Annotated in this window: 23 protein-coding genes; 9 read left to right on the top strand and 14 right to left on the bottom strand. The window is 64.0% G+C overall.

Annotation, left to right across the window (positions count from 1 at the left end; all coding sequences use genetic code 11):
• Nucleotides 1-17: 17 nt before the first annotated feature.
• Together MesoLj_RS31975 and MesoLj_RS31980 are read right to left on the bottom strand one after the other, a co-directional pair.
• On the bottom strand, nucleotides 18-875 hold the full coding sequence (locus MesoLj_RS31975; protein WP_202323829.1) for an ABC transporter substrate-binding protein: 858 nt from the start codon (nucleotides 873-875) through the stop codon (nucleotides 18-20).
• Between the two features lie 91 nt (nucleotides 876-966).
• Nucleotides 967-1980 (bottom strand): isopenicillin N synthase family dioxygenase, encoded by a 1014-nt coding sequence (locus tag MesoLj_RS31980; protein ID WP_202323830.1) that lies wholly within the window; start codon nucleotides 1978-1980, stop codon nucleotides 967-969.
• 103 nt (nucleotides 1981-2083) lie between these two features.
• On the opposite strand from MesoLj_RS31980, the gene MesoLj_RS31985 reads away from it, so the two are divergent.
• Both MesoLj_RS31985 and MesoLj_RS31990 read left to right on the top strand, forming a co-directional pair.
• Entirely contained in the window at nucleotides 2084-3028 is a 945-nt protein-coding gene (locus MesoLj_RS31985; protein WP_202323831.1) for a nucleoside hydrolase, read from the top strand.
• 103 nt (nucleotides 3029-3131) lie between these two features.
• Entirely contained in the window at nucleotides 3132-3818 is a 687-nt protein-coding gene (locus MesoLj_RS31990) for a TetR/AcrR family transcriptional regulator (protein ID WP_202323832.1), read from the top strand.
• A 42-nt stretch (nucleotides 3819-3860) separates the two neighbouring features.
• On the opposite strand, the gene MesoLj_RS31995 is transcribed toward MesoLj_RS31990, so the two are convergent.
• Together MesoLj_RS31995 and MesoLj_RS32000 are read right to left on the bottom strand one after the other, a co-directional pair.
• A complete protein-coding gene (locus MesoLj_RS31995; RefSeq protein WP_202323833.1) occupies nucleotides 3861-4385 on the bottom strand; it encodes a hypothetical protein in 525 nt (174 codons plus the stop codon).
• A 12-nt stretch (nucleotides 4386-4397) separates the two neighbouring features.
• Entirely contained in the window at nucleotides 4398-5228 is an 831-nt protein-coding gene (locus MesoLj_RS32000) for a class I SAM-dependent methyltransferase (protein WP_202323834.1), read from the bottom strand.
• 78 nt (nucleotides 5229-5306) lie between these two features.
• Here MesoLj_RS32000 and MesoLj_RS32005 point away from each other — a divergent pair, with 78 nt between their 5' ends.
• Nucleotides 5307-6215 (top strand): LysR family transcriptional regulator, encoded by a 909-nt coding sequence (locus MesoLj_RS32005; protein ID WP_202323835.1) that lies wholly within the window; start codon nucleotides 5307-5309, stop codon nucleotides 6213-6215.
• Between the two features lie 48 nt (nucleotides 6216-6263).
• Here the strand turns inward: MesoLj_RS32005 and MesoLj_RS32010 are convergent, their stop codons facing one another.
• The 5 genes from MesoLj_RS32010 to hisS form a co-directional block, all read right to left on the bottom strand.
• Entirely contained in the window at nucleotides 6264-7367 is a 1104-nt protein-coding gene (locus MesoLj_RS32010; protein ID WP_202323836.1) for a calcium:proton antiporter, read from the bottom strand.
• Nucleotides 7368-7437: 70 nt separating this feature from the next.
• Nucleotides 7438-9210 (bottom strand): AMP-binding protein, encoded by a 1773-nt coding sequence (locus MesoLj_RS32015; RefSeq protein ID WP_202323837.1) that lies wholly within the window; start codon nucleotides 9208-9210, stop codon nucleotides 7438-7440.
• A 103-nt stretch (nucleotides 9211-9313) separates the two neighbouring features.
• The gene (gene hisG, locus MesoLj_RS32020) at nucleotides 9314-10012 is read right to left on the bottom strand and encodes an ATP phosphoribosyltransferase (protein WP_202323838.1); all 699 of its coding nucleotides are present in this window, start codon (nucleotides 10010-10012) and stop codon (nucleotides 9314-9316) included.
• Nucleotides 10009-11130, bottom strand: a complete 1122-nt coding sequence (locus MesoLj_RS32025; protein WP_140774936.1) for an ATP phosphoribosyltransferase regulatory subunit — start codon at nucleotides 11128-11130, stop codon at nucleotides 10009-10011. The genes hisG and MesoLj_RS32025 overlap by 4 nt, the downstream gene beginning before the upstream one ends.
• Before the next feature lie 11 nt (nucleotides 11131-11141).
• Complete coding sequence (gene hisS / locus MesoLj_RS32030) at nucleotides 11142-12638, bottom strand: histidine--tRNA ligase (RefSeq protein ID WP_140774935.1); 1497 nt, start codon at nucleotides 12636-12638, stop codon at nucleotides 11142-11144.
• A gap of 253 nt (nucleotides 12639-12891) precedes the next feature.
• Between hisS and MesoLj_RS32035 the strand changes: the two genes are divergently transcribed.
• Nucleotides 12892-13143: a hypothetical protein gene (locus MesoLj_RS32035; RefSeq protein ID WP_140774934.1), complete on the top strand. Its 252-nt coding sequence runs from the start codon at nucleotides 12892-12894 to the stop codon at nucleotides 13141-13143.
• Nucleotides 13144-13199: 56 nt separating this feature from the next.
• Complete coding sequence (locus tag MesoLj_RS32040) at nucleotides 13200-13589, top strand: hypothetical protein (RefSeq protein WP_202323839.1); 390 nt, start codon at nucleotides 13200-13202, stop codon at nucleotides 13587-13589.
• Nucleotides 13590-13760: 171 nt separating this feature from the next.
• On the opposite strand, the gene MesoLj_RS32045 is transcribed toward MesoLj_RS32040, so the two are convergent.
• Nucleotides 13761-14399, bottom strand: coding sequence for a DNA-3-methyladenine glycosylase I (locus MesoLj_RS32045; protein WP_140774932.1), 639 nt, complete (start codon nucleotides 14397-14399; stop codon nucleotides 13761-13763).
• A gap of 214 nt (nucleotides 14400-14613) precedes the next feature.
• Between MesoLj_RS32045 and MesoLj_RS32050 the strand changes: the two genes are divergently transcribed.
• Together MesoLj_RS32050 and MesoLj_RS32055 are read left to right on the top strand one after the other, a co-directional pair.
• On the top strand, nucleotides 14614-15357 hold the full coding sequence (locus MesoLj_RS32050; RefSeq protein WP_140774931.1) for a L,D-transpeptidase: 744 nt from the start codon (nucleotides 14614-14616) through the stop codon (nucleotides 15355-15357).
• A gap of 261 nt (nucleotides 15358-15618) precedes the next feature.
• Nucleotides 15619-16539 carry a bifunctional 5,10-methylenetetrahydrofolate dehydrogenase/5,10-methenyltetrahydrofolate cyclohydrolase gene (locus MesoLj_RS32055; protein ID WP_140774930.1) on the top strand — a complete coding sequence of 307 codons (921 nt, stop codon included), beginning with the start codon at nucleotides 15619-15621 and terminating at the stop codon, nucleotides 16537-16539.
• Nucleotides 16540-16549: 10 nt separating this feature from the next.
• Here MesoLj_RS32055 and glcF read toward each other — a convergent pair whose 3' ends face one another.
• The 4 genes from glcF to MesoLj_RS32075 form a co-directional block, all read right to left on the bottom strand.
• The gene (gene glcF, locus MesoLj_RS32060; RefSeq protein ID WP_202323840.1) at nucleotides 16550-17875 is read right to left on the bottom strand and encodes a glycolate oxidase subunit GlcF; all 1326 of its coding nucleotides are present in this window, start codon (nucleotides 17873-17875) and stop codon (nucleotides 16550-16552) included.
• Nucleotides 17876-17940: 65 nt separating this feature from the next.
• On the bottom strand, nucleotides 17941-19146 hold the full coding sequence (locus tag MesoLj_RS32065) for an FAD-binding protein (protein WP_202323841.1): 1206 nt from the start codon (nucleotides 19144-19146) through the stop codon (nucleotides 17941-17943).
• 64 nt (nucleotides 19147-19210) lie between these two features.
• Entirely contained in the window at nucleotides 19211-20707 is a 1497-nt protein-coding gene (locus MesoLj_RS32070; protein WP_202323842.1) for an FAD-linked oxidase C-terminal domain-containing protein, read from the bottom strand.
• 124 nt (nucleotides 20708-20831) lie between these two features.
• Complete coding sequence (locus tag MesoLj_RS32075) at nucleotides 20832-22154, bottom strand: DUF3422 family protein (RefSeq protein WP_202323843.1); 1323 nt, start codon at nucleotides 22152-22154, stop codon at nucleotides 20832-20834.
• A gap of 225 nt (nucleotides 22155-22379) precedes the next feature.
• On the opposite strand from MesoLj_RS32075, the gene MesoLj_RS32080 reads away from it, so the two are divergent.
• Both MesoLj_RS32080 and MesoLj_RS32085 read left to right on the top strand, forming a co-directional pair.
• Complete coding sequence (locus MesoLj_RS32080) at nucleotides 22380-23183, top strand: FCD domain-containing protein (protein ID WP_202323844.1); 804 nt, start codon at nucleotides 22380-22382, stop codon at nucleotides 23181-23183.
• A gap of 25 nt (nucleotides 23184-23208) precedes the next feature.
• Nucleotides 23209-24345 carry an alpha-hydroxy acid oxidase gene (locus MesoLj_RS32085; protein ID WP_140774924.1) on the top strand — a complete coding sequence of 379 codons (1137 nt, stop codon included), beginning with the start codon at nucleotides 23209-23211 and terminating at the stop codon, nucleotides 24343-24345.
• The last annotated feature ends 3 nt before the right edge of the window (nucleotides 24346-24348 follow it).

Below are 24348 nucleotides of genomic sequence, written 5' to 3' on the forward strand. Positions count from 1 at the left end.
CAGGCGCCGGGTCGTTTCTATTCGGCGCGCAGCGCGTCCATGGTCCCGACGAAGTAGGGTTCCTTGATGGCGTAAGCGCCCATGCCGTATTTGTCGAGGATAGCCTTGTAAGTGCCGTTCTTGAACAGCTCGGCGAGCGCGCCCACCATCATGTCGGCGGTTTCCTTGTCGTCCTTGGCGATCGCCATGCCGAGAGGCGCGACCTCGTAAAGCGTCGGCAACACCACCAGCTGGCCCTTGCTCGTCACCTCGAAATAGCTCGACGCGGTCGCATCGTCCATGCGGGCGTCGACACGGTCGGACAGCACGGCCTGGACGATATCGGTCGAGGAGTTGAAGACCGACTTCTCGATGGCCGCCTGGCCCTTGTCGGTGCACTCCTTGCCGAGCTTGTCGACCAGGAAGTCGGAGGCGCTGCCGGCCGAAACGCCGATGCGCTTGCCGCAGAGCGGCGTGTCGCCGCTGAAGCTCGCCTTCTTGTCGGGCGACGTCGAGACGGCGAGGCCGGCCTTCAGGAACATGACGAAATCGACCTGTTTCAGCCGTTCGGGCGTGGCCGAGAACGTCTCCCAGGCGATCTTGAAGCGACCTGCGGCCAGGCCGGGGATCATCGAGGGGAATGGCGTGCGCTGAACATCAAGCTTGGCGTCGACCAGCTTGGCCACCTCGCCCGCGAGTTCGATGATGATGCCGGTCTGCTTGCCGTCGGCATCGAGATATTCGAACGGCGCATAGTCCAGCGTGTTGGCGACAGCGAGCGTGCCGCTCTGCTTGACGTCGGTGGATTTCGCAACCTCGGCGGCCCGAGAAACCCCGCCCCAGGCCATGGTGGATATCGCCAGCGCAAGGCTGGCCGTTCGCAGATATGCATTCATTGCTGTTCCCCTTTCTTGCTTGTTTGCAGTCTTCACCAGGCAAAGCCCGAGCCGGCCTCCGTTCTGGGACCGGCTCGGGCTCGACATTCGCTTACACGCCTGCCGCTTCGGCCGCCTTCTTCTTGCGATAGTGGTAGTTCTTGTCGATGCGCTCCATCAGATAGTCGCCGTAGAGCACCGGCGCGTATTTCGGCTGCGTGCCGGCCGGCACGCAGACCGGCAGCGCCTCGATGGTTTCGTCCATGGAGGGATCGAAGAAGAAGGGTTGCGAATAGCGCTCGCGTCCCGACCGGTTGATGACGCGGTGCGGCGTCGAGACAAACTGGTCGTTGGACCAGCGTGCAAGGATGTCACCGACATTCATCACGAAGGAATCCGGGACCGGAGGCGCGGGAACCCAATCGCCCGCCTTGTTCTTGACCTCGAGGCCGCCGACATTGTCCTGAGCCAGCAAGGTGATGAAGCCATAGTCGGTATGCGGCGCCGAACCGAAGAGCCCTTCTTCCTGAGGCTGGGTCGGATAGTGCAGCAGCCGCAGGAAGGTCGTCGGCTGCTCGAAATAGCGGTCGAGGCTGTCGGAGGGCAGTCCGAGCGAGAGCGCGATGGCGCGGACCATCTTGCGGGCTAGCGTGCCCATCTCATCGACATAACGCTCGATCGTCTGCCTGAAGCCCGCCACGGTGGCCTCGTCCGGCCACTGGTTAGGGCCTTGCAGCGGCTTTTCGGCCAGGACCCTGGGATCGTCGGCGCCGACCTCGTGCATGAAGAAGATCGATTCGCTCTGGTTCGGCTTGCTGACGGTCGCCACCGACGAGGTCACGATGGTCGAGCCGGCAAAGGGCAGGAAGCCGCGGAAATTCTTGTCGATCTTGAGCTTCGCCTTTTGCTCCTCGGGCAAGGCAAAGAAGCGCTTGGAGGCTTCGCGGACGGCTTCGACGTCGGCGCGCGGAATGGGATGGCCGGTCACGTAGAGGAAGCCGATCGTCTCGAGATAGCGGCGCAGCGTCGCCGCCGTTGCCCGGATCGCGCCTTCGTCGTCGCCATAGAGCGCCGAAACGTCGAGGATCGGAATTTCGGAAAAATCACCGCGCTCTTGTGCATCCATTTTCGAACACCCTGTCTTGAACATAAGATACAGTACTGTATTTCTACACATCCGAACGGCCTCATCAATAGGCTTTCGATCGCAAAAGGAGAGTCGCGGCATCATGGCACCACGCAAGATCATCATCGACACCGATCCGGGCCAGGACGACGCGTTCGCCATCCTTTTCGCACTGGGCTCTCCGGCCGAGCTCGACGTGGTCGGCATCACCACGGTCGGTGGCAATGTGCCGCTGGCCCTGACGTCGAAGAATGCACTCAAGGTCGTCGAGCTTGCCGGGCGCGCGGACGTGCCGGTCCATGCCGGATGCCCGGCGCCGATGGTGCGCAAGCTGATCACGGCCGAGTATGTCCATGGCGAAACCGGTCTCGACGGCGCCGACCTTCCCGAACCGGTGACGCCGCTGCAGGGCGAACACGCCGTCAACTACATGGTGCGCACCATCATGGATGCGCCGGAGGGCGAGTTGACCGTCTGCACGCTCGGGCCGATGACCAATCTCGCCATGGCCATGACCATGGAGCCGAGAATTGTGCCCCGGCTGCGCGAAGTCGTGCTGATGGGCGGTGGCTTCTTCCAGGGCGGCAACGCCACACCCGCGGCCGAGTTCAACATCTTCGTCGACCCGCATGCGGCGCACAAGGTTTTCGACAGCGGCGTGCCGGTGACCATGGCGGGCATAGACTGCACCTACACCGCGCTGATGACGCCCGAGTGGCTCGATCGCCTGCGCGCCACCGGCAGCCGCGCCGCGATCGAGGCCGCCAACCTGGCCGACTTCTTCCGCCAGTACGGCACGCACAAATTCGAAACGCCGGCGCGCCCCATCCACGACGCCTGCGTCACCGGCTATCTGCTGGCGCCGCAGATCTATGAGCAGCGCCAGTGCGCGGTGACGGTCGACATCGTCTCGCCGGAGACGATCGGCATGACCGTCGTCGACTGGTGGCACGTGACCGGCCGGCGCAAGAACTGCAACGTGCTGCGGCGCATCGACCCGGCGCCGTTCTTCGAACTCATGCTGGAGCGGATCAGCGCATTGCCCTGAGCCCGGCGTTCCGCGATAGATGGACACTCGAAGAGTCGCGAAGCGCATCGGAGCCGGCAAACAGATTGCAGGCGTTGGGCATGGCGATGAAGGTCTTGATCAGATGAAAGCGGACAGCACCCCTGCCAGAGGCAAGAGACCGTCCAAAGCCGCCCCGCCTGCGAAGGCGGCGCGGCAGACGCTGAGCCGCGAGGCCTGGATCGCGGCGGCGCGCAAGGTGCTGGAAAAGCGCGGCATCGGCGAGGTCAAGATCGACCGCCTCGCCCAACAGTTCAAGGTGACGCGCGGCTCCTTCTACTTCCACTTCGCCAGCCTGGCCGACCTTCGCGACAGCCTGCTGCAGGAATGGCGCAACACCAATTGCGCGCCGTTCTGGGCGATGCGCGACATGCACGACATAGACGGCCTGCAGTTCTTCACCGACATCGTGCATGTCTGGGTGGACGAAGCGCCGTTCAGCCCTCTGCTTGATCTGGCCGTACGCGACTGGTCGCGCACGTCGAAGAAACTGACGCAGGAGGTCAAGGACATGGACGACCTGCGCATCGCGCTCTTGATCCGCTCCTTCCGCGCCATGGGCTATCCCGAGGATGAAAGCCTTGTCAGGGCGCGCATCACCTATTTCCACCAGATCGGCCAGTACGCGCTGTCCTTCAAGGAGGATCCGACGGTGCGCAGAAGCTACCAGCCGCTGTTCGGAGAGGTGCTGCTTGGACCGCTCGTGCAGGAGCCGGGTTCGGCGCCGCGACCGAGCGAAATGCGGACCGGCCGTCGCCAGCAAGGGGCGTAGCGGCGGCGGGTTGCGGGACGCCCGGGCCGATCTCCAAACAATCTACGAAGCAGTCGCCTCGTTGGCGATGGCGCGTGTCGCGTTCTGGTCCGGGCGCAGCAGAAAATAGAATGCGGTGACGTGCGTGATCATCAGCAGCGGCACGTAGATGACCGGGATGGCGTAGGTGGCGCCAAACAATCCCGCATGGGCCGGGAGGTCGGCCTGGATGGCTTGGTAATAATCGACGATGAGGTCGACTATCCCGATAATATTGAAGGCGACGACGAACGGCCAGAAGAGCTGGCGTATCCGCACCGTCAGCAGTGCCAGCATGGCCAGCACACCCGTTGCGAAGTCGCCATAAGCGGCGAAGGTGGCAAAGCTGGCGGGCATATCTGGGCTGACGACGCCCGGAAGGATGAAGACGAGCCCGAAGAAGCGGAAACTGTGCAGTGTGGCGATCGCGCGTTGCGCCGCGACGCGGTCCATCGAGCTCAGCCAGGGCCAGATATACGCAACGAAGCAAAGCAGCCATGCGACATAGCCCAGGACGAGATGGGTCTGGAAAAGGATTTCCGTCGACATTGCGGTCTCCTGTCAGCTGTTGGTGGGTGCGGCCTCGAACACCGCGGTCAGGATGCCGAGCCGGCCTTCCATGAGATTTCGCCCCAGATTGGCTGCAAGCTCGGCAAAGTCCGGTCCCATCACCACGCCGAGATTTGGCGACGGCAGCGGACCAGACGCACGCAACTGCCCGAACCAGGTCTTGGCGGCCTCCGTGTCGTCTTGCCATGCCAGCATATGGAAGCCGGCCGGTTCGATCGCCTCGCGCGTCGCGTCGCTTGTCAGGAGGAAGCTCGTCGCCGGCGTTCGCGCCCAGGGAAGCGGATAGTGCGGCTGGCCGCTGCCCAACACGACATCGAAAGTTGCAAACCTGCCGCCTGACTTCAGCACGCGCCGAATCTCGCGGTAGAGCCGCGCCCGGTCGGAGATGTTCATCGCCACATGCTGCAGCAGCACGATGTCGAAGCGGCCGTCATCGAACGGAAGCTCCAGCGCACTGGCGGTCAGGAACGACAACTGCCCGCCCTGCCCCGTGCGCCCGGTCAGATAGCGCGCGGCATCCACGAAAGGCTCGCTGAGATCCACGCCGATAACCCGGCAGCCATAGGTCGCAGCCAGGAAGCGCGCCGGCCCGCCGACGCCCGAGCCGACGTCCAGAACCGACATGCCGGCGGTGATGTCAGCCAATTGGGCAAGCTCGGCCGTCGCGGCAAGCCCACGGGTGTGAAACTGGTCGAGGGCGCCGAGCTGCTGCGGAGTGAGAAGCTGATCCTCCGGGCCGAGGTCGGCCAGCACCGCCTTCAGCCGCTCGGTCAGGCCAGTCGCGCGATAGTGGTCGCGCACTCCATCAAGTTCATCGGTCATGGCAAGATGCTCCTGTCTCGGGCCTCTTACCTAAACCTGCTTCCATCGTTCGACTATCCGCTATAATCATAACAACCCATGAAGCAGAACTACACAATCCGCCACGGAGCGCTGGAGGGCGTCGAGGTGTTCCTGGCTGTCGCAAGGCGCCGCAACTTCCGCCGCGCCGCCGCCGATCTCGGCGTGACGCCGTCGGCCGTGAGCCAGGCGGTACGCGTGCTGGAAGCGCGGCTCGGTGCGGCGCTGTTTGTCCGCACGACACGAAGCGTCGGCCTGACCGAGGCCGGCCAGCGGTTCCTCGACCGTGCCGGCCCTGCCTTCGAGGAGATCGTCGCGGCCGGCGAGGCCGCGCGTGATGTCGGCCAGCGGCCGACCGGCCTGCTGCGCCTGTCCGTGCCGCGCGCCGTCGTGCCGTTGATCCTGGAGCCGGTGATCGCGTCGTTCTGCCAGGCCTATCCCGAAGTCGAACTGGAGATCGCCGCGAGCGACGAGATGGTCGATCTGGCGACCGGCGGGTTCGATGCCGGTATCCGCCTCGGGCAGTTCATTGCCACCGACATGGTCGCGGTGCGGCTGACCCCGTCCTTCTCGTTCGTTGTCGTCGGCAGTCCCGACTATTTCGCGCGCCATGGCCGCCCCGAACGTGTCGACGATTTGCGCCACCATGCCTGCCTGCGCCTGCGCCGCTCGAACGGCGCCATCGCGCCCTGGTCCTTCGTCGACGGCAATGAAGCGATCGAGGCCATGGTCTCAGGTCCGCTGATCGCGCATGACTACCCTACCCTGGTCGGGGCAGCGATGCGTGGGATCGGGCTGGCGCAGATCCCGCGACCCGTCGCCGAGGGACCGATTGCCCAGGGAAAACTCGAGCCCGTGCTGGACACCATCGCGGCGACGACGCCGGGCGTCTTCCTCTATCATCCCGGCAAGCGCCAGATCCTGCCGAAACTGCGCGCCTTCATCGACCACTTGAAATCCGGGATCTGAGATAGCGAAGGATCTCGGAGCCTTGGCGCTTCGCTTGCACCAAAGCGCTCACGGTATAAATATCAGAAATACATAAGTAAAAAATACCACGAGATGGACCATTCCGGTCAGGAACGTCGTTCTTTCGGTGCTGAAGCTTACATTGCATATGAAAAGCGCCAGGACCAAAAGGACCGCATCGGCGGCCGGCAGCCCCAGGGTCAGTCCTCTCCCCGTCAGCAGGCTGGCGGCTGCGACTCCCGGTATGGTCAGGCCGATCGTGGCGCAAGCCGACCCCATCGCCACATTCAAGCCGCGCTGCAACTCGTTGTTGAGTGAAGCACGCACCGCCGAAATGGCCTCTGGCATCAACACCAGCGCCGCGATCATCGCCCCCACAATGCTGTCGGCCTGGGTCACCTGATAGGCAACGAGCGTATCTTCGACGCTGGCCGCGACCTGCTCGGCGAGCATGACAATTCCGATCAGCCCGGCCATCAGCAGCAGAGCGCTGGCAGAGATGTTCTCTTGAGGGGCAGCGCGCACCGAAACGTCGTGTGGTTGTCCCTGGGTAAAGTCTTCCCGGTGCCGGACGGTCTGCGCGAACACGAAGCTTGCATAGAGCAGCACTGAAAGGACGCTGACGAAACCAAGTTGGGCTGCCGAAAACGTGCCGGGGTCCGTGGTCTGGGTGTAGGTCGGCAGAATAAGTGTCATGACGGTCAGCGCGATCAGAACCGCCAGATAGGCACTGGTCCCTTGCCGCACGATGGCCTGCTTGCGATGACGCCAGCCGCCAAGCGCGAGACACATGCCGACAACGCCGGTGGATGTGATCATCACGGTGGAGAAGACGGACTCCCGTGCCAGCGTCGGGTTGTTCTCTCCATGCAGCATCATGGAAACAATGATCGACACTTCGATTGCCGTGACGGCGAACGTTAGCACCAGCGTGCCGTACGGCTCTCCTACCCGCCGAGCCACCGCCTCGGCGTGGTCGAGCACCACGAAAATGGTGACGAACATGATCGCACACGACAGCGCACCGACAAGGATCCTGGCGTCCAGCGAACCCTGGTCCACCGACAGTCCGCTGGCTCTGACCGCGACAGCCATCGCCAGCGCAGCCAGCGGCATCGCGTAGGAAATCGCCGATCGCCCGACGCCAGTCATTCAAGCCCCTGTGCGCTTCTGCAAACCTTGGCTGCATTCACGCGCCGACAGATCGAAGCGTTCACCCCTTTTACGCGGTCTTCTGCGTCACCAGCCCCAATTCCTCGACCATCGCCTGGCGCATCAAAAACTTCTGCGGCTTGCCGGTCACCGTCATCGGCAATTCGGTGCGGAAGCGGATGTGGCGGGGGATCTTGTAGTGGGCGATCTGGCCGGCGCAGAAGTTCCTGATCTCCTGTTCGGTGGCGATCTGGCCGGGCTTGAGCACGATCCAGGCGCATAGCTCCTCGCCATATTTTTGGTCGGGAATGCCGAACACCTGCACTTCCCTGACCTTGGGATGGCGATAGAGGAATTCCTCGACCTCGCGCGGATAGACATTCTCGCCGCCGCGGATGACCATGTCCTTGACCCGGCCGACGATGTTGCAATAGCCCTCGGCATCGATGGTGGCGAGGTCGCCAGTGTGCATCCAGCCGTCGCCATCAATCGCCTCGCGGGTCTTTTCGTCGTCGTCCCAATAGCCCTTCATGACGGAATAGCCGCGGGTGCACAGTTCGCCCGGCGCGCCGGCGGCAACGGTGGCGCCGTCAGAATCGACGGCCTTGACCTCGACATGAGGGTGGATGCGCCCAACCGTCGAAACGCGCTTTTCCAGCGGATCGTCAACGCCGCTCTGGAAGGAGACCGGGCTGGTCTCGGTCATGCCGTAGGCGATGGTCACCTCGGACATATGCATCAGCGACACCACCTTCTTCATCACCTCGATCGGGCATGGCGAGCCGGCCATGATGCCGGTGCGCAGGCTGGAGAGATCGAAGGCGCTGAAATCGGCATGATCGAGCATGCCGACGAACATGGTCGGCACACCATAAAGGCCTGTGCAGCGCTCCTGCGCCACGGCCTTCAGCGTCGCGCCGGGATCGAAACCCTCGCCCGGGAAAACCATGGTGGCTCCCTTCGACACGCAGCCCATCGTGCCCATCGACATGCCGAAGCAGTGATAGAGCGGCACCGGGATGCAGAGCCGGTCGTCGACGGTGAGCTTGATCGCCGAGGTGACGAAATTGCCGTTGTTGACGATGTTCAAATGGGTCAGTGTCGCACCCTTGGGCGCCCCCGTCGTGCCCGAGGTGAACTGGATGTTGATCGCATCGTTCGGCTTCAGTCCCTCTGAAATGCGGTCGAGACTGTCATGCTCGTCGCGACCGGCCATGGCCAGCACGTCGGCGAAATTGAACATGCCTGGCGAATTGTCGTCGCCCATGCGGATGATGATCCTGAGCGACGGCAATTTCGTTGCCTTGAGCTTGCCCGGCGTGGCCTTGGCGATCTCCGGCGCCAGCGTCTCGATCATGCCGAGATAGTCCGAAGTCTTGAAACTGGCGGCCGTCACCAGCGCCTTGCAGCCGACCTTGTTCAGCGCGTATTCGAGTTCGGTCAGCCGGTAGGCCGGGTTGATGTTGACCAGGATCAGGCCGATGCGCGCGGTGGCGAACTGCGTCACCAGCCATTCCCATCTGTTGGGCGACCAGATGCCGACGCGGTCGCCCTTTTCGAGACCGAGCGCCAGGAAGCCCGCGGCCAGCGCATCCACCGTGTCCGACAGTTCGCTCCAGGTGAAGCGCTTGTCCTGGCCGACGAAAACGGCGGCATCCTGCGTGGCGTATTTGCTGGCAGTGTCGGTGAAAAGGGCCGGAATGGTCTTGTCGAGCAGCGGTACCTTGCGCTCGCCCGAGACATGCGCCCTGCCATCGACGGGTGCGATAAAGACGCTGCCGGCGCGCGCGCCGCGGCCACGCAGATTGGTGGCGTTCTTCAGCTCGTCGAGATTGACCGGCATCGCTGTCTCCTCCCAGGCCGCATCGAGCCTATCAGCCTGCCGGGACGGTGGAAATCCCGCCGATGGTACTGAAGTTCTGTTCCCATGGAGGGGGGAGTGATCGTTACCCGACCGCCGCCGCCATCTTCGTGACGATGTCGCGCAAGATGGCTTCATCGCCTGAGGCACGCGCCTTCTTCGATGCGACCAGACAGGCTTGCGACTTCAACACGACGCCGTCGCCCAGCACCTTGAGATGGTTGGCCCGCAGCGTCGAACCGGTCGTGGTGATGTCGACGATGACATCGGCAAGTCCCGCCGCCGGCGCACCTTCGGTGGCACCCAGGCTTTCGACGATGCGATAGACCTGGATACCATGCTTCTGCGAGAAGAATTGCTGCGTCAGCCGCCAGTATTTGGTGGCAATCCTCAGCCGCCTTCCATGGCGCTGGCGGAAATCGGCGGCAACGTCGTCGAGGTCGGCCATGGTGTCGACATCGAGCCAGATCTCGGGCACGGCCACCACGACGTCGGCATGGCCGAAGCCGAGACGGGCGACGATTTCCGCGCGCGCCTCCCAGTCGGCCAGGTTTTCCCGCACCAGATCCTCGCCGGTGATGCCGAGATCGACCGCGCCCTGGCCGATCTCGCCCGCTATTTCGGAAGCTGAGAGGAAAGCGACCTCGACATTGTCCAGGCCCTCGACGCGGGCATGATATTTGCGCTCGTCGCCGGGCATGCTGATGGCGAGGCCGGCCTTGGCCAGCACCTCCAGCGCCTGCTCTTTCAGCCGGCCCTTCGACGGGATCGCCAACGTGATCATGGTGCCGTCTCCCGCAACGCCTCGATACGGTCGAGCCAGACGGAAAAGCCGACGCCGGGGATCGCGGTCTTGGCGCCAAGCAATGTCAGCAGCCGGTCGTAACGGCCGCCGCCGGCCAGAGGCCGCTCGCCACCTTGCGCCGCGATTTCGAAGACCACACCGGTGTAATAATCGAGCGGACGGCCGAAGGCGGCGTCATACCGGATGTTTCCGGCCGGCAAGCCATGTGCCTCGATCGCCCTGGCACGGGCGGCGAATTTCTCCAGCGCGGCACCCAGTGAAAGCCCAGCACCGGCGGCGAAGGTCTCCAGCGCCTCGGCCGCGCCGTCGAGCGGGACGTCGATCGCCAGAAAGCTTTTCAATGCCGCGAAAGCCTCGTTCGACAGCCTTACGCTGCGCAATTCGGCCTTCTCGATCAATCGCCGCGCAATGTCGGAGGGCGAGCGCCCGGCCGTTGCCGAAAGCCCAGCCTCTTCCATGCCGCCGGCGATGTGGGTCGAGAGACCTTCGAGATCGCCATCGAGGACAAGGGCGGCGACATCGCCAGAGAGCTGGCCGTTGCGCGGCGGGTTGGCGAGGTCGGCAAGTGCCGCCTGCAACATCGGCGCCGAACCGAAGGCACGAGCCAGCCGCATGCGCCAGCCGCGCGGCAGGCCGAGTGCGGCCAGCACCGCTTCGAAGATGCCCTGGTCGCCAAGCGTGACCGTCAGCGGCTGGCCGGGCAGCACAAGCGACAGCAGCGCATGCGCATCGGCCACGGAGCGGGCATCGGCCTGCGCCGTGTCGCGGTCGCCAAGATCCTCGATGCCGGCCTGGAAGAATTCATTGCCGCCTTCGCGACGCTGGCGGAACACTTCACCCAGATAGGAATAGCGGCGCGGCGTGCCGGCCTGCGAGCTTATGTGGTCGAGGCAGACCGGAATGGTGAATTCCGGCCGCAGGCACAAGGTCTGCCCGGTCTCGCTTTCGGTGAGGAAAATGCGGCGGCGCAGATCCTCGCCGGCCATGTCGAGGAACGGGTCCGCCGGCTGCAGGACGGCGACCTCGACCGCGTGCGTGTCGCGCGCGGCGAAGAGGCTGGTGATGTCGGCTGCGATGGCGGGGTAGCGCGAAGTCACTGGCCGCGCTCTTATTTCGCGCGATCGGCAGCCTGCGCCGCCAGGATCTTCTTTACCTCGGCGACCAGTTCACTTTCCGCCACCGTGACCTGCGCCGGGCGGGCGGCGCGCCATTCGGCGTTGTCGGTGATTTCGGCGGACATGCGCGCGCCTTCGATCAGGTCCTTGATCTGCAGCTCGCCCTTGGCGCGCTCATCGCCGCCCTGGATGATTGCAACCGGGCAGCCGCGCCTGTCGGCATATTTGAGCTGCGCCTTCATGCCGGCGCCGCCGAGATACATTTCGGAGCGGATGCCGGCGGCGCGCAATTCGCTCACCATCTTCTGGTAACGGCCGAGGCTTTCGGTATCCTTGTCCATGACCAGCACGACGACGGGCGCGATCACATCGGCGCTGTCGAGCTTGCCGAGGTTCTTCAGCGCCGTCATCAACCTGGAAACGCCGATGGAGAAGCCCGTCGCCGGCACCGGTTCGCCACGGAAGCGCGAGACGAGACCGTCATAACGGCCGCCACCACCAACCGAGCCGAAGCGCACGATCTGGCCGTCCTCATTGGGGATTTCCGCCAGCAATTCCGCCTCGAAGACAGGGCCCGTGTAATATTCGAGGCCACGCACCACCGAACGATCCATGGCAATGCGATCCTCGGCATATCCCGCGGCCCGGACCAAGGCTTCGATCGTCGAGAGTTCGCCAACGCCTTCCTGGTAAGTCGCGTTTGAACTGACCATTGAGTCCTGGCCGACCTGTGCATTTCTAGCCGTCGCTTGAAGAACCGCTTCGGCTTGCCCATTGTTCAGCCCGGCACCCTTGGCGAAATCGCCCTCGCCTTCCTTGCCGCCATCCCAGCGGCCGGGCCCAAGCAGGAGCTTCACCCCTTCCGGCCCGAGCTTGTCCAGCTTGTCGATCGCGCGCAGCACCGTCAGCCGGCGGCCGGCATTCTCGTCGCCGCCAAGGCCGATCGCCTCCAGCACGCCATCCAGCACCTTGCGGTTGTTGACGCGGATGACATAGTCGCCGCGCTTGATGCCGAGCGCTTCCATCACGTCGGCCATCATCATCGCCATTTCGGCGTCGGCGGCGACGCCCGGCGTGCCGATCGTGTCGGCGTCGAACTGCATGAACTGGCGGAAGCGGCCGGGGCCGGGTTTCTCGTTGCGGAACACCCAGCCGGAGCGGTAGCTGCGATAGGGTTTTGGCAGGCGTTCGTAATTCTCGGCGACGAAACGCGCCGTCGGCGCGGTCAAATCGTAACGCAGCGACAACCACTGGTCGTCATCATCCTGGAAGGAGAACACGCCTTCATTCGGCCGGTCCTGGTCGGGCAGGAATTTTCCAAGCGCATCGGTGTATTCGATCAGCGGCTGGTCGGCAGGCTCGAAACCATAGAGCTCATAGACCGAGCGGATCGTCGCCATCATCTTCTCGACGGCGCGAATGTCCTCGGCGCTGCGGTCGGCAAAACCGCGCGGCAGCCGCGCTTTCGTCTTTTCCGATTTATCGGCCATGAGATGTTTGCCCGGAGTTTCGTGATGCTTGCAGGTCAACAATGTTGCGATCTTCGCAACGCGCGTGTCCTAACCGATGAAGCCCAGAGCGGCAAGGGTCGCCGCCTCGGACCCGCCCGGATCAAGAGAAGACAGAACCGAACTTGCGTGAAACAAAAACGCACTGAAAATGAAACAATCCCGCCATGAGCGCGGCATCGTACCGACACAATCGGAGCCGATATAGCGCATCGACATGAAGGGGTTCGGGAACATGACCAGCGCAGTGAAATTCCATGCCGATAGCGATGCTGGCGCGTTGCCGGCGCGACTGCGCCCGGCGGGCATCCACGCACCGAAAATGCTTGGCCAGGCTGCCGGCCCGTTTGATGTGCCGGCCGCCACCGACAACGGGACTTCCCTGCGCGACGCGTTGGTGACCGGCCTGCTAGTCATCTATCCGACGGTGGCCACGGTGGTGGCAATCGTTGCCGGACTTTTCCTGGCCAGCGCCAACGGCACCTGAACCTCCCGCTTCGTCGGGAGCGATATCCAAGAATTTTCTCGATCGGGGGATTGAGCATGCGACCGGGCTACGCATACGCGCTTGGCTGCGCACTTCTTATTGGAACGGCTAATCCGGCCAGCGCCGCAAGTTGCAAGCCCGGCGATGCCGGCCTTGCCGGCCACTACTACCTGCGCGGCGTCATGGAGGTTGGCTCCGAACTGCTGCTCAGGAAGGACGGCAGCTTCGAGTTCATGCTCGCCTACGGCGCCAACGACCAGTACGGCAAGGGCTGCTGGGTAAAGAAGGGATCAACCGTCGAGGTGATTCCGGCCGGACGCGGTTCGGCATCGACGCATCACACACCCGACGACAGCGGCTTCAGCGGTCTGGTGCTGACCATTTCCAACCGCGGCCTGGTGTGGGACATCAATGGCAGCGGACACAAGGGACGGTTTGAGAAGTAGTGGCTCCGCTCTTCCTTCTCCCCTTGTGGGAGAAGGTGGATCGGCGCGCAGCGCCGAGACGGTTGAGGGGTGGGTGACGGAGTGCTGTCGGCGCCAAGCTGGAGCACCCCTCATCCGACCTCGCTTCGCGAGGCCACCTTCTCCCACAAGGGGAGAAGGGAAAACTGAGCCCTACTCCGGCCGCTTGAACGCCTTGCGTTCCTTCTCGACCTGCTTGCGGCAGACGCAGCCTTCGAGATGGTCGTTGACCAGGCCCATGGCTTGCATGAAGGCATAGACGGTGGTCGGGCCGACAAAACTCCAGCCGCGCTTCTTCAAGTCCTTCGAAATCCGCACCGACACCGCCGTGGTCGGATTGGCGCGCAAATGGGCGAGATCGACAATTCTGGGCCGCTCCTCCTTGCCGGGTTCGAATTTCCAGAACCAGGCGGCGAGCGAGCCGAACTCGTCCACCATCTCGCGGGCGCGCTTGGCGTTGTTGATGGTCGAGACGATCTTGCCGCGATGGCGGATGATGCCGGCATTGCCGAGCAGACGCTCTACATCCTTGTCGGTGAAGGCGGCGACCTTGTCGAAGTCGAAGCCGGCGAAGGCCTCGCGAAAATTATCGCGCTTGCGCAATATGGTCAGCCACGAGAGGCCCGACTGGAAGCCTTCGAGGCAGATCTTTTCGAACAGCCTGCGGTCATCGGCCACCGGCCGGCCCCATTCATGGTCATGGTAGTGGAGATAGTCGGGCAGGTTGCCGTGCCAGAAGCAGCGCGTGACACCGTCGGGACCGGCGAGCAGGCCGGTGTTTTCATTGCTCATCGCGAAAAATCCATCCGTTAACGCGCTTCCGCGCCGCTTTTACCGTGGCTTTACCAGATTCCTGAACCGGGCGGTAACCACACCAAAAGGTTTACTGACAGAACCGCATTTTACGCATTCCGATTCATGTTTCGGTTGCTGCTTGCGCGCCAATGATCGCTGAACCGGGGAGCGTTTCCACCCGGTTGTATCAGACGATCAAGGTGCGTTCCCGATGAAGAGAGTCTTGTTTTCCGTGCTCGGCGCCGTGGCTGTGTTTGCCGGCGTCACCCCCTCGGCCGCTGGCGACCGCTATGCCGACAGGCCACCGGTGATGGTGAGCCCCGATCTTTCCGCCCCCTGGGTGCTGCAGCTTGGCCGCGCGCCCGGCATCGTGCGGCAGAACCGCCAAATCGTGCAGCAGCAGCCGCGCCTGCGCACAGCGCAACCGGCACAGCCCGACCGGGTGCAGACGGCCGCCGTGCAGGCGCCGGCCAAGCGCATGGTGATGCGCCCGCAGATCAACCCGGTCTACCTGCCGCAGGAAGTCGCCTACGACGGCCCGCAGAAGCCGGGCACGATTGTCATCGATACGACGCAGAATTTCCTCTTCCTGGTCGAGAAGAACGGCAAGGCGCGGCGCTATGGCGTCGGCACCGGCAAACCCGGCTTCGAATGGTCGGGCACGCACAAGATCACCAACAAGCGCGAGTGGCCGGACTGGCGTCCGCCGGCGGCAATGATCAAGCGCGAGGCCGCCAAGGGCCGTTATCTGCCGACCTACCTGGCCGGTGGCATCGAAAATCCGCTCGGCGCCCGTGCGCTCTATCTCGGCACGACCGAATACCGTATCCACGGCACCAACCAGCCGTGGACAATCGGCGGGGCGGTGTCGTCGGGCTGCATCCGCATGCGCAACGAGGACGTCGTCGATCTCTATGAACGGGTCAATGTCGGAACCACGGTTGAGGTGATATAATAGCTCAAGCGAATCACCTGACCCGGAAATACATCGTTTCCGGAAGTTGGAAGGAATAACGGGGGACGGGCCGTATGGGGATGCGGTCGGTCGAGAAGGGCAGTGCGGGAGACCGCGCTGCCCTTTCTTTTTGATCGGCGTCCGGGCCTGCGGCACGGCCCGCGTCGTTGCGTCGCGCAAAGGGCATGGCGGTTCGCTTTCGTGCTGCCATCTTCGATGTTCTTTTGCTATGTCGGCGCCAACGAAAGAAAGAGTTCACCCATGTCCCTGTCCGATGACAGCCGCTACCTCAAGGGCGGCCCGGTTGCCCAGCGCATCATCGCCGCCGTGCGCGAGGATGCGGCAATTGCCAAAGCCGAGGGTTTTCCGCCCAAGCTGATCTCGATCACCGTCGGCGATACCGATGCGGTTGACGTCTACGTGCGCAACCAGCGCGCCAAGGCTCAGCTCGCCGGCATCGATTTCGAGGAACGGCGCTTTCCCGCCACCATCACGTCAGGTGAGCTGGAGGCGGCAATCCACGGGCTGAACGCGGATCCACGCGTCACCGGTATCATCATCCAACGGCCGGTGCCCGCCCACATCCCGATCAAGACGCTGCAGGCGGCGGTGCATCCGCTGAAGGACGTCGAGGGCATGCATCCGGCCTCGATCGGCAATATCGTCTACAATCAGCTCGATCTGGCGCCCTGCACGGCGGCGGCCTCGGTCGAGCTGCTCAAGGAAACCGGCCTCGACCTCAAGGGGCTGGAAGTCGTCATCGTCGGCCATTCGGAAATCGTCGGCAAGCCGATCGCCTTCCTGCTGATGAGCGAAGGCGCGACGGTGACGGTCTGCCATCACATGACGCGGTCGGTCGCAGCACACGCGCGCCGCGCCGACGCGCTGTTCGTCGCGGTGGGCAAACCCCGGCTGATCAAGGCGGACATGGTGAAGCCGGGGGCGGCCGTTATCGATATCGGCATCAATTCCGAGATCGGACCGGATGGGACGAGCCGCATCGTCGGCGACGTCGACACCGAAAGCGTGCGTGAAGTCGCCTCCTGGATCACGCCGGTGCCCGGCGGCGTCGGTCCGATCACGGTGGCAATCCTGCTGCGCAACACGATGGTGGCGCTCAGCCGCCAGCGGGCGCTCTACGAGGCGACCTACGGCACGGCGGACAGGCTCGCGGCGGAATAAGCGCCGGCCCCTACTCGGCCGCGATCAGGCTCTCGTCCAGAACGCCGTCCGGCTTTGGCCCGCCATAGGCCCAATCGAGCAGTTTTACCGTGTGCACCACAGGTATGCTGGCGGCGGAGGCAATTTGCGTGATGCAGCCGATGTTGCCGGTGGCGACGATGGAAGCTCCCGTCGCCTCGATGTTTTTCACCTTGCGGTCGCGCAGCTTGGCCGAAATCTCGGATTGCAGGATGTTGTAGGTGCCGGCCGAGCCGCAGCACAGATGGCCCTCGCGCGGCTCGCGCACGATGAAGCCGGCCTTGGCCAACAGTTCCTTCGGCTGGCGGATGATCTTCTGGCCGTGCTGCATGGAGCAGGCCGAGTGATAGGCGACGACAGTGCCCGGCTTGCGCACCGGCTCGGGCAGGTCAAGACCGGCCAGATATTCGGTGATGTCCTTGGCCAGCGCCGACACACGCGCGGCCTTGTCGGCATAGGCCGGATCAAGGCGCAGCATGAAGCCGTAATCCTTGATCGTCGTGCCGCAGCCCGAGGCGGTGATGATGATGGCATCGAGCCCACCCTGGCCGATGGCGCGCGTCCAGGCGTCGACATTCCGCCTTGCCGAGGCAAGGGACGCCTCTTCGCGCCCCATATGGTGGACCAGCGCGCCGCAGCAGCCCTCGCCCGGCGGCACCACCACCTCGACGCCGAGGCGCGTAAGCAGCGAAATCGTCGTATCGTTGATGGCTGGATCGAGCACCGATTGCGCGCAACCGGTGAGGATGGCGACGCGGCCTTTTCTTGCCCCCTGTCCGGCATGGATGCCCGGCTTGGCCGTCGGCGAAGCCGCCGGGATCGATGCCGGCGCGAGCTTGAGCATCGCACCCATTGGCTTCAGCGCCGGGATTGTCTCCAACAGCCCGATGAAAGGCCTTCCCAGTTTCGCCAGTTTGAGCGCGGCGCGAAATCGCTTGGGATAGGGCAGCACAAAGGCCAGCATGGCGCGGGTCAGGCGGTCGGGCAGCGGCCGCTTGTAGGTCTCCTGGATGTGGGCGCGCGCATGGTCGACCAAATGCATGTAGTTGACGCCCGACGGACAGGTGGTCATGCAGGCCAGGCACGACAGGCAGCGGTCGATATGGGTGACGATCTCCTTGTCGGCGGGCCGGCCGTTCTCCAGCATGTCCTTGATCAGGTAGATGCGCCCGCGCGGTGAATCGAGCTCGTTGCCAAGCGTCACATAGGTCGGGCAAGTGGCGGTGCAGAAACCGCAATGCACGCATTTGCGCAGGATCTTTTCCGATTCCGCGACATGCGGATCGGCAAGCTGGGCAAGTGAAAAATTGGTCTGCATTGCTGACGCTCTGTTTTGACGCAATTCCGGACGGAAAACCGTTTCACACTTTTCCTGGAACTGCTCTAGGCCATACGGCCGGGATTGAGGAGGTTCCTCGGGTCGAACTCCTGCTTCAGCCGTTGGCTGAGCGCGGCCAGTGCCGGCGCCTGCGGCTCGAATACCGGCAGGGCGGCGCGATGAGCGGGGGCGGCGCGCACCAGCGTCGCATGGCCGCCGCCATGTTTGCGCAACAGTCCGCGCAGCAGAGCGGCTTCCGGGTCGCCCTCTTCCATGCGCAACCACACCAGTCCGCCCTGCCAGTCGTAGAAGGCGCTGACGGCGGCCTGCATGCGGAGCGTCAGGACCATCAGGTGACCCTGGGAAGGTGTCATCGAGACACGCCAGACCGGTTTCTCGCTGCCGTCGGCGAAGGGCCTGATATCGCGCACATCTTGCCAGATCAGCCGGGAAGCCTCGCCCGAAATCTCCTCCAGCGGCCCGGCCCTGCCGAGCAGCGCCTTGAGCGCGGCGATGCGATAGGCGACGGACGGGCCAAAACCTTCGACCCGAAGCAAGGTGGCGGCTTCACTGCCGAGCGCGCCTCCCGCGACTCGCGAGGCGATCCGCTCTGGCAGATGGGCGGCACTCGACACTTCCGCGCTGGAGCCGAGCGCCAAGGCCATGGCGCTTGACGCGGCATCGTCGAGCAGGCCACGCACGGCGAGCGTCACCTCGGTTTCGGCGGCCGGCAGCACCTTGAAGGTAACGTCGGTGAACACGGCCAACGTGCCCCAACTGTTGGCCATCAGCTTCGACATGTCATAGCCAGTGACATTCTTGACCACGCGCCCGCCGGACTTGAAGGCCTCGCCCCGGCCGGACACGACATTGATGCCGAGGATATGATCGCGCGCCGCCCCCGCCTTCAGCCGGCGCGGACCGGACAGGTTTGCGGCCAGCACGCCGCCGATCGTGCCTTTGCCCGGCTTGCCGCCGAGCAGCGGGCCGTAGTCCATCGGCTCGAAGGCCAGTTGCTGGCCGTTTTCCGCCAGCAGCTTCTCGATTTGGGCCAGCGGCGTGCCTGCCTTTGCCGACAGCACCAGGTCCGCGGGTTCGTAAAGCGTGACACCGGTGAGTTTCGACAGGTCAAGCGTGTGCTCCGTCTGCAGCGGACGGCCGATGCCGCGCTTGGAGCCGTGACCAAGGATCTCGATCGGCGACTCTTCCACCACCGCTGAGGTAACGGAGGACAGGACTTCGTCTGACGTGGTCGGGGTGAAGGTGGTCATGGCCGTCCCTGGTTCCTCGCCCCTGCTTTGCGGAGCGAGGAACCCCCGTTCTGACAGGCCATCCTCAAAACCTCGGAATATCCGGGAACGCCACCTGTCCCCGGTGCACATGCATGCGCCCCAGTTCCACGCAGCGGCGCAGTTGCGGGAACACTTTTCCCGGATTGAGCAGATGGTTGGGATCGAAGGCGCATTTGACGCGCATCTGCTGGTCGAGATCGGCCTGGTTGAACATTTCCGGCATCAGGTCGCGCTTCTCGACCCCCACCCCATGCTCGCCGGTGAGCACGCCGCCGACCTTGACACAGAGACGCAAGATATCGGCGCCAAAGCTTTCGGCCTTGTCGAGTTCACCGGGCACATTGGCATCGTAGAGGATCAGCGGATGCAGATTGCCGTCGCCGGCATGGAAGACGTTGGCGACGCCAAGCCCGTATTTTTCCGACAGCTCGCGCATGCCAGCCAGCACGCGCGGCAATTCCTTGCGCGGGATGGTGCCGTCCATGCAGTAGTAGTCGGGCGAAATGCGGCCAACGGCGGGGAAGGCCGCCTTGCGCCCAGCCCAGAAAGTCAGCCGCTCCTGCTCGGATTGCGAGATGCGACAGGTGGTCGAACCATTGCGGATGGCGATCGCCTCGACCTCGGTGATGAGATGATCGACCTCGACGCCCGGCCCATCGAGTTCGACGATCAGCAACGCCTCGACATCCAGGGGATAGCCGGCATGGACGAAATCCTCCGCCGCATGGATCGCCGGCCGGTCCATCATTTCCATGCCACCCGGAATGATACCGGCGCCGATGATGTCGGCAACGCACTGGCCGCCCTGCTCGCTGGTCGGGAAACCGATCAACAGCGCGCGCGCCGTCTCCGGCCGCTTGAGGATGCGGACCGTGACCTCGGTGACGACGCCGAGCAGGCCTTCCGAACCCGTCATGACGCCAAGCAGGTCGTAACCTTCGGCGTCGAGATGGCTGCCGCCCAGCCGCACCACCTCGCCATTCATCAGCACCATCTCGATGCCGAGCACATTGTTGGCGGTGAGGCCGTATTTCAGGCAATGCACGCCGCCGGAATTCTCCGCGACGTTGCCGCCGATCGAGCAGGCGATCTGGGAGGACGGATCGGGGGCGTAATAGAAGCCCTCCTGCTCGACGGCGATGGTGATGCCGAGATTGGTGACGCCCGGCTGGGCGACGACGGTGCGGTTGGGATAGTCAATCGCAAGGATGCGGTTGAAGCGGCTCATGACCAGCAGGACCGCGTCTTCGAGCGGCAGCGCGCCGCCGGACAGCGAGGTGCCGGAACCGCGCGGCACGACACGGATGTTGCGGTCGTTGCAGTATTTCAGCACGCGCGAGACCTGCGCCACCGTTTCGGGCAGCACGACGACCAGCGGCAATTGCCGATAGGCGGTCAGGCCATCGCTCTCGAAAGCGCGCATTTGATTGGTCGCGTCAACGACGCCCTCACCCGGCACGATGATGCGCATATCCGCGATAATCTCGTCGCGCCGGCGCATCGTGGCGTCGTCTGGTTTCGGCATGGCCAGGCCGGACATCAGCAGCCCCCATTCGCTTGACTGGTCAACATCTTTTACCAGTTAAGCGAGCCGGTTGCAAATGCCGCGGTGTGAAGACGCTCGTCCAAGGCCCGGGACGAGCTTCCGTAGCGGCAATCTGCCGCTATTCGCCTGGGTGCTTCGCCGGCTCGGAATGCAGCCGGCGCACGCGGCGCACGCCCCACCAGACCAACAGGATGGCCACCGGCACCGAAGCGGCGGTGACGACCTCCGGCGCGAAGGCGTGACCGAAGATCGAGGCGCCCTTGGCGACATAGCCGATGAGGCCGACGACATAATAGGAGACAGCGGCGACCGACAGGCCTTCGACGGTCTGTTGCAGGCGAAGTTGCAGGCGGGCGCGGTTGTTCATCGAGGCGAGCAGGTCGCGGTTCTGCTTCTCGACCTCGACATCGACCCAGGTGCGCAGCAGCGTCGTGGCGCGGGTCAGTTTGCGCGACAGATTGGCCTGGCGCTCCTCGACCGAGCGGCAGGTGCGCATGGCTGGCGCAACGCGGCGCTGCAGGAACCCGCCCCAGGTGTCATAGCCCGGTACGGCCTCTTCCTCGAGCGCTTCCAGCCTCTCGACGACGATGCCGTCATAGGCGCGGCTGGCGCCGAAACGGTAGAGGCTGGAGGCGGCGTCCGCCTCGAGTTCCGCGGCGAGTTCGGTCAGGTCCGCCAGCAACGTCTGGCTGTCGCGTGTCTCGGCGACCTTCATTTCCAGCGTGGTCTGAGCCAGCCTGTCCTCGATGCGGCGGGCGCGGCCCGACAGGGTCAGCGCCAGCGGCAGGCCGAGCATGGCCAGCGTGCGGTAGGTCTCGATGTCGATCAGCCGCTGCGACAGTGCCCCGGTACGGGCCGGCGTCAGCCCGCGATCAAGCACCAATATACGGGTCATGCCGTCGCCATCCTGGCGAAAATCGGTGACGATTGCCGCGTTGCCGCGCTCGACCAGCGAGTGGCACAGGCTGGTCGGGTCGAAAGCCGCGATCAGCCGCTCGCTGACTTGCGTCCATTTGCGGATTTCGAGCCGGATGCCCGAGATGACGGTTCCCGGCGGCGAAAAGCCGTTGCCGAAGGGCGAATCCTCCTGAGCCCTGCCATTTTCAGAAAGCGGCCCCTCCCACAGATAGGTCGAGAATTCGGTATGCCGCTCCCAACGCAGCGAGCCCTTGCCCCATTTCATCGCATGGTGGCGGGCCTGGCGATCGGGCGCGGCGATGCCAAGGCGCCGCGACAGTTCGGAAAGCACGGCGTGGTCGACGCCGGAGCCGCCCTCCGTCATGAAGGCGAGTTGCACGAGGACGCGCGGCTTTTCAATGAGCGGATGCGGCCGGGCGTGGACTTCGCCGAGCGCGCCGGGCCGGCCCTCATGCGCGGGAAAACCCATGACGCTGCCCTTGGCGCGCGGCTGGAACTCGAGATTGGACGGGTCGTCTGACACGGCTTGTCCCCCGGGTTTCTCTGAACCCTCTTTCTTTGACCCTTTTTGGCGTTCGCGTCCCTCTAGGGCCAATCGCCGGACGACGCAAACAGCAAAGTTTAGCCGAAGATCATAGAGCGGCGGGCGGCGAAACCGACGCGCTTCGACCAATTGGATAAATAATTTGACCAGTTGGCGACGCAGGCTTTATCCTGTGCGACACCGGTTCACCTTCCAGGCATTCTGTTGAGCGACATTTTTTCCAGGATCGAGCATTCGCGCACCGCCGATGAGGTGGTGCAGCAGATCGAGAGCCTCATCCTCGAAGGCGTACTGCGCACGGGCGATCGCTTGCCCGGCGAGCGCGAGCTGGCGCGCCAGTTCGACGTGTCGCGGCCAATCCTGCGCGATGCTCTGAAGGCCCTCGAAGGGCGCGGGCTGCTGACGACCAAGGCCGGCGGCGGCACGCATGTCGCCGACATTATCGGCCAGCTGTTCACCAAGCCGGTGGCCGACCTGATCTCGATGCATCGCAAGGCGGTGACCGATTATCTGGAATACCGCCGCGAGGTCGAAGGCATCGCCGCCGAATATGCGGCGCGGCGCGCCACCCCGGAGGACCTTGCGCTGCTCGACCGCATCATGGCGCGCATGGACGAGGCGCACCGCACCGGCGATTTCGACGACGAGGCTGAAATCGACGTCGAGTTTCATCACGCGATCTGCGAATGCGCGCACAACATCCTGCTCCTGCACACGCTGCGCTCCTGCTATCGGCTGCTGTCGGAAGGCGTATTCCAGAACCGGCTGCTGGTATTCACCGTGCCCGGCGCGCGCGAGGCGCTGCTTGCGCAGCACAAGGCAATCCATGGCGCGGTGAAGGCCGGCGATCCCACAGCTGCCCGGCAGGCGGCGATGGACCACATGATTTATGTTGAGCGATCCATGGCCGAAGCCGAGCGCAGCGGCGACTGGCAACGGGTGTCGCGGCTGAGGCTGCGGCAGCGTTCGGAAGCCGGCGATAGCGAACCAGCACGCAGACGCTCCTAGTCATTTCGATTAAGCGGGGACCATCATGAGCGACATTCTCACCATCGCAGACCTCAAGGATCTCGCCCGCCGGCGCGTGCCCAAGATGTTCTTCGACTATGCCGATTCCGGTGCCTGGACCGAGAGCACCTATCGAGCCAACGAAGAAGACTTCCAGAAGATCAAGTTCCGCCAGCGCGTTCTGGTCGACATGAGCAACCGCTCACTGGAATCGACCATGATCGGCGAGAAAGTGTCGATGCCCGTGGCGCTGGCGCCGACTGGCATGACCGGCATGCAGCACGCCGACGGCGAGATGCTGGCCGCGCGAGCGGCCGAGGAATTCGGCGTGCCCTTCACCCTGTCGACGATGAGCATCTGCTCGATCGAGGATGTCGCCTCGGTGACGAAGAAACCGTTCTGGTTCCAGCTCTATGTGCTGCGCGACAAGGATTTCGTGCTCGACCTGATCGACCGGGCGAAGGCGGCAAAGTGCTCGGCCCTGGTGCTGACGCTCGACCTGCAGATCCTCGGCCAGCGCCACAAGGATGTCCGCAACGGGCTTTCGGCGCCGCCCAAGATGACGCTGGCTAACATCATCGACCTGGCCAGCAAGCCGCGCTGGTGCCTGGGCATAGCCGGCACCAAGCGCCGCACCTTCCGCAACATCGTCGGCCACGCCAAAGGTGTCGGTGACGTCTCTTCGCTGTCATCCTGGACGACGGAGCAGTTCGATCCGCAACTGTCGTGGAAGGATGTCGCCTGGATCAAGGAACGCTGGGGTGGCAAGCTGATCCTAAAGGGTATCCTCGACAAGGAAGATGCACTGATGGCGGCCAAGACCGGCGCCGACGCGATCGTGGTTTCCAACCATGGCGGGCGCCAGCTCGACGGCGCGTCGTCGTCGATCATGGCGCTGGAAGAGATCGCGGACGCGGTTGGCGACAAAATAGAAGTGCACATGGACGGCGGCATCCGCTCCGGCCAGGACGTGTTGAAGGCGCTCTGCCTCGGCGCCAAGGGCACCTATATCGGCCGGCCATTCCTCTACGGCCTGGGCGCGCTCGGCAAGGAAGGGGTTACCAAAGCGTTGGAAATCATCCGCAAGGAGATGGACATCACGCTGGCGCTGTGCGGAAAGCGTCTGGTCACGGACATGGGCAAGGACCAGCTCCGGCGCTAGGGT

The organism is Mesorhizobium sp. 113-3-9 (assembly GCF_016756515.1).
GTDB lineage: Bacteria > Pseudomonadota > Alphaproteobacteria > Rhizobiales > Rhizobiaceae > Mesorhizobium.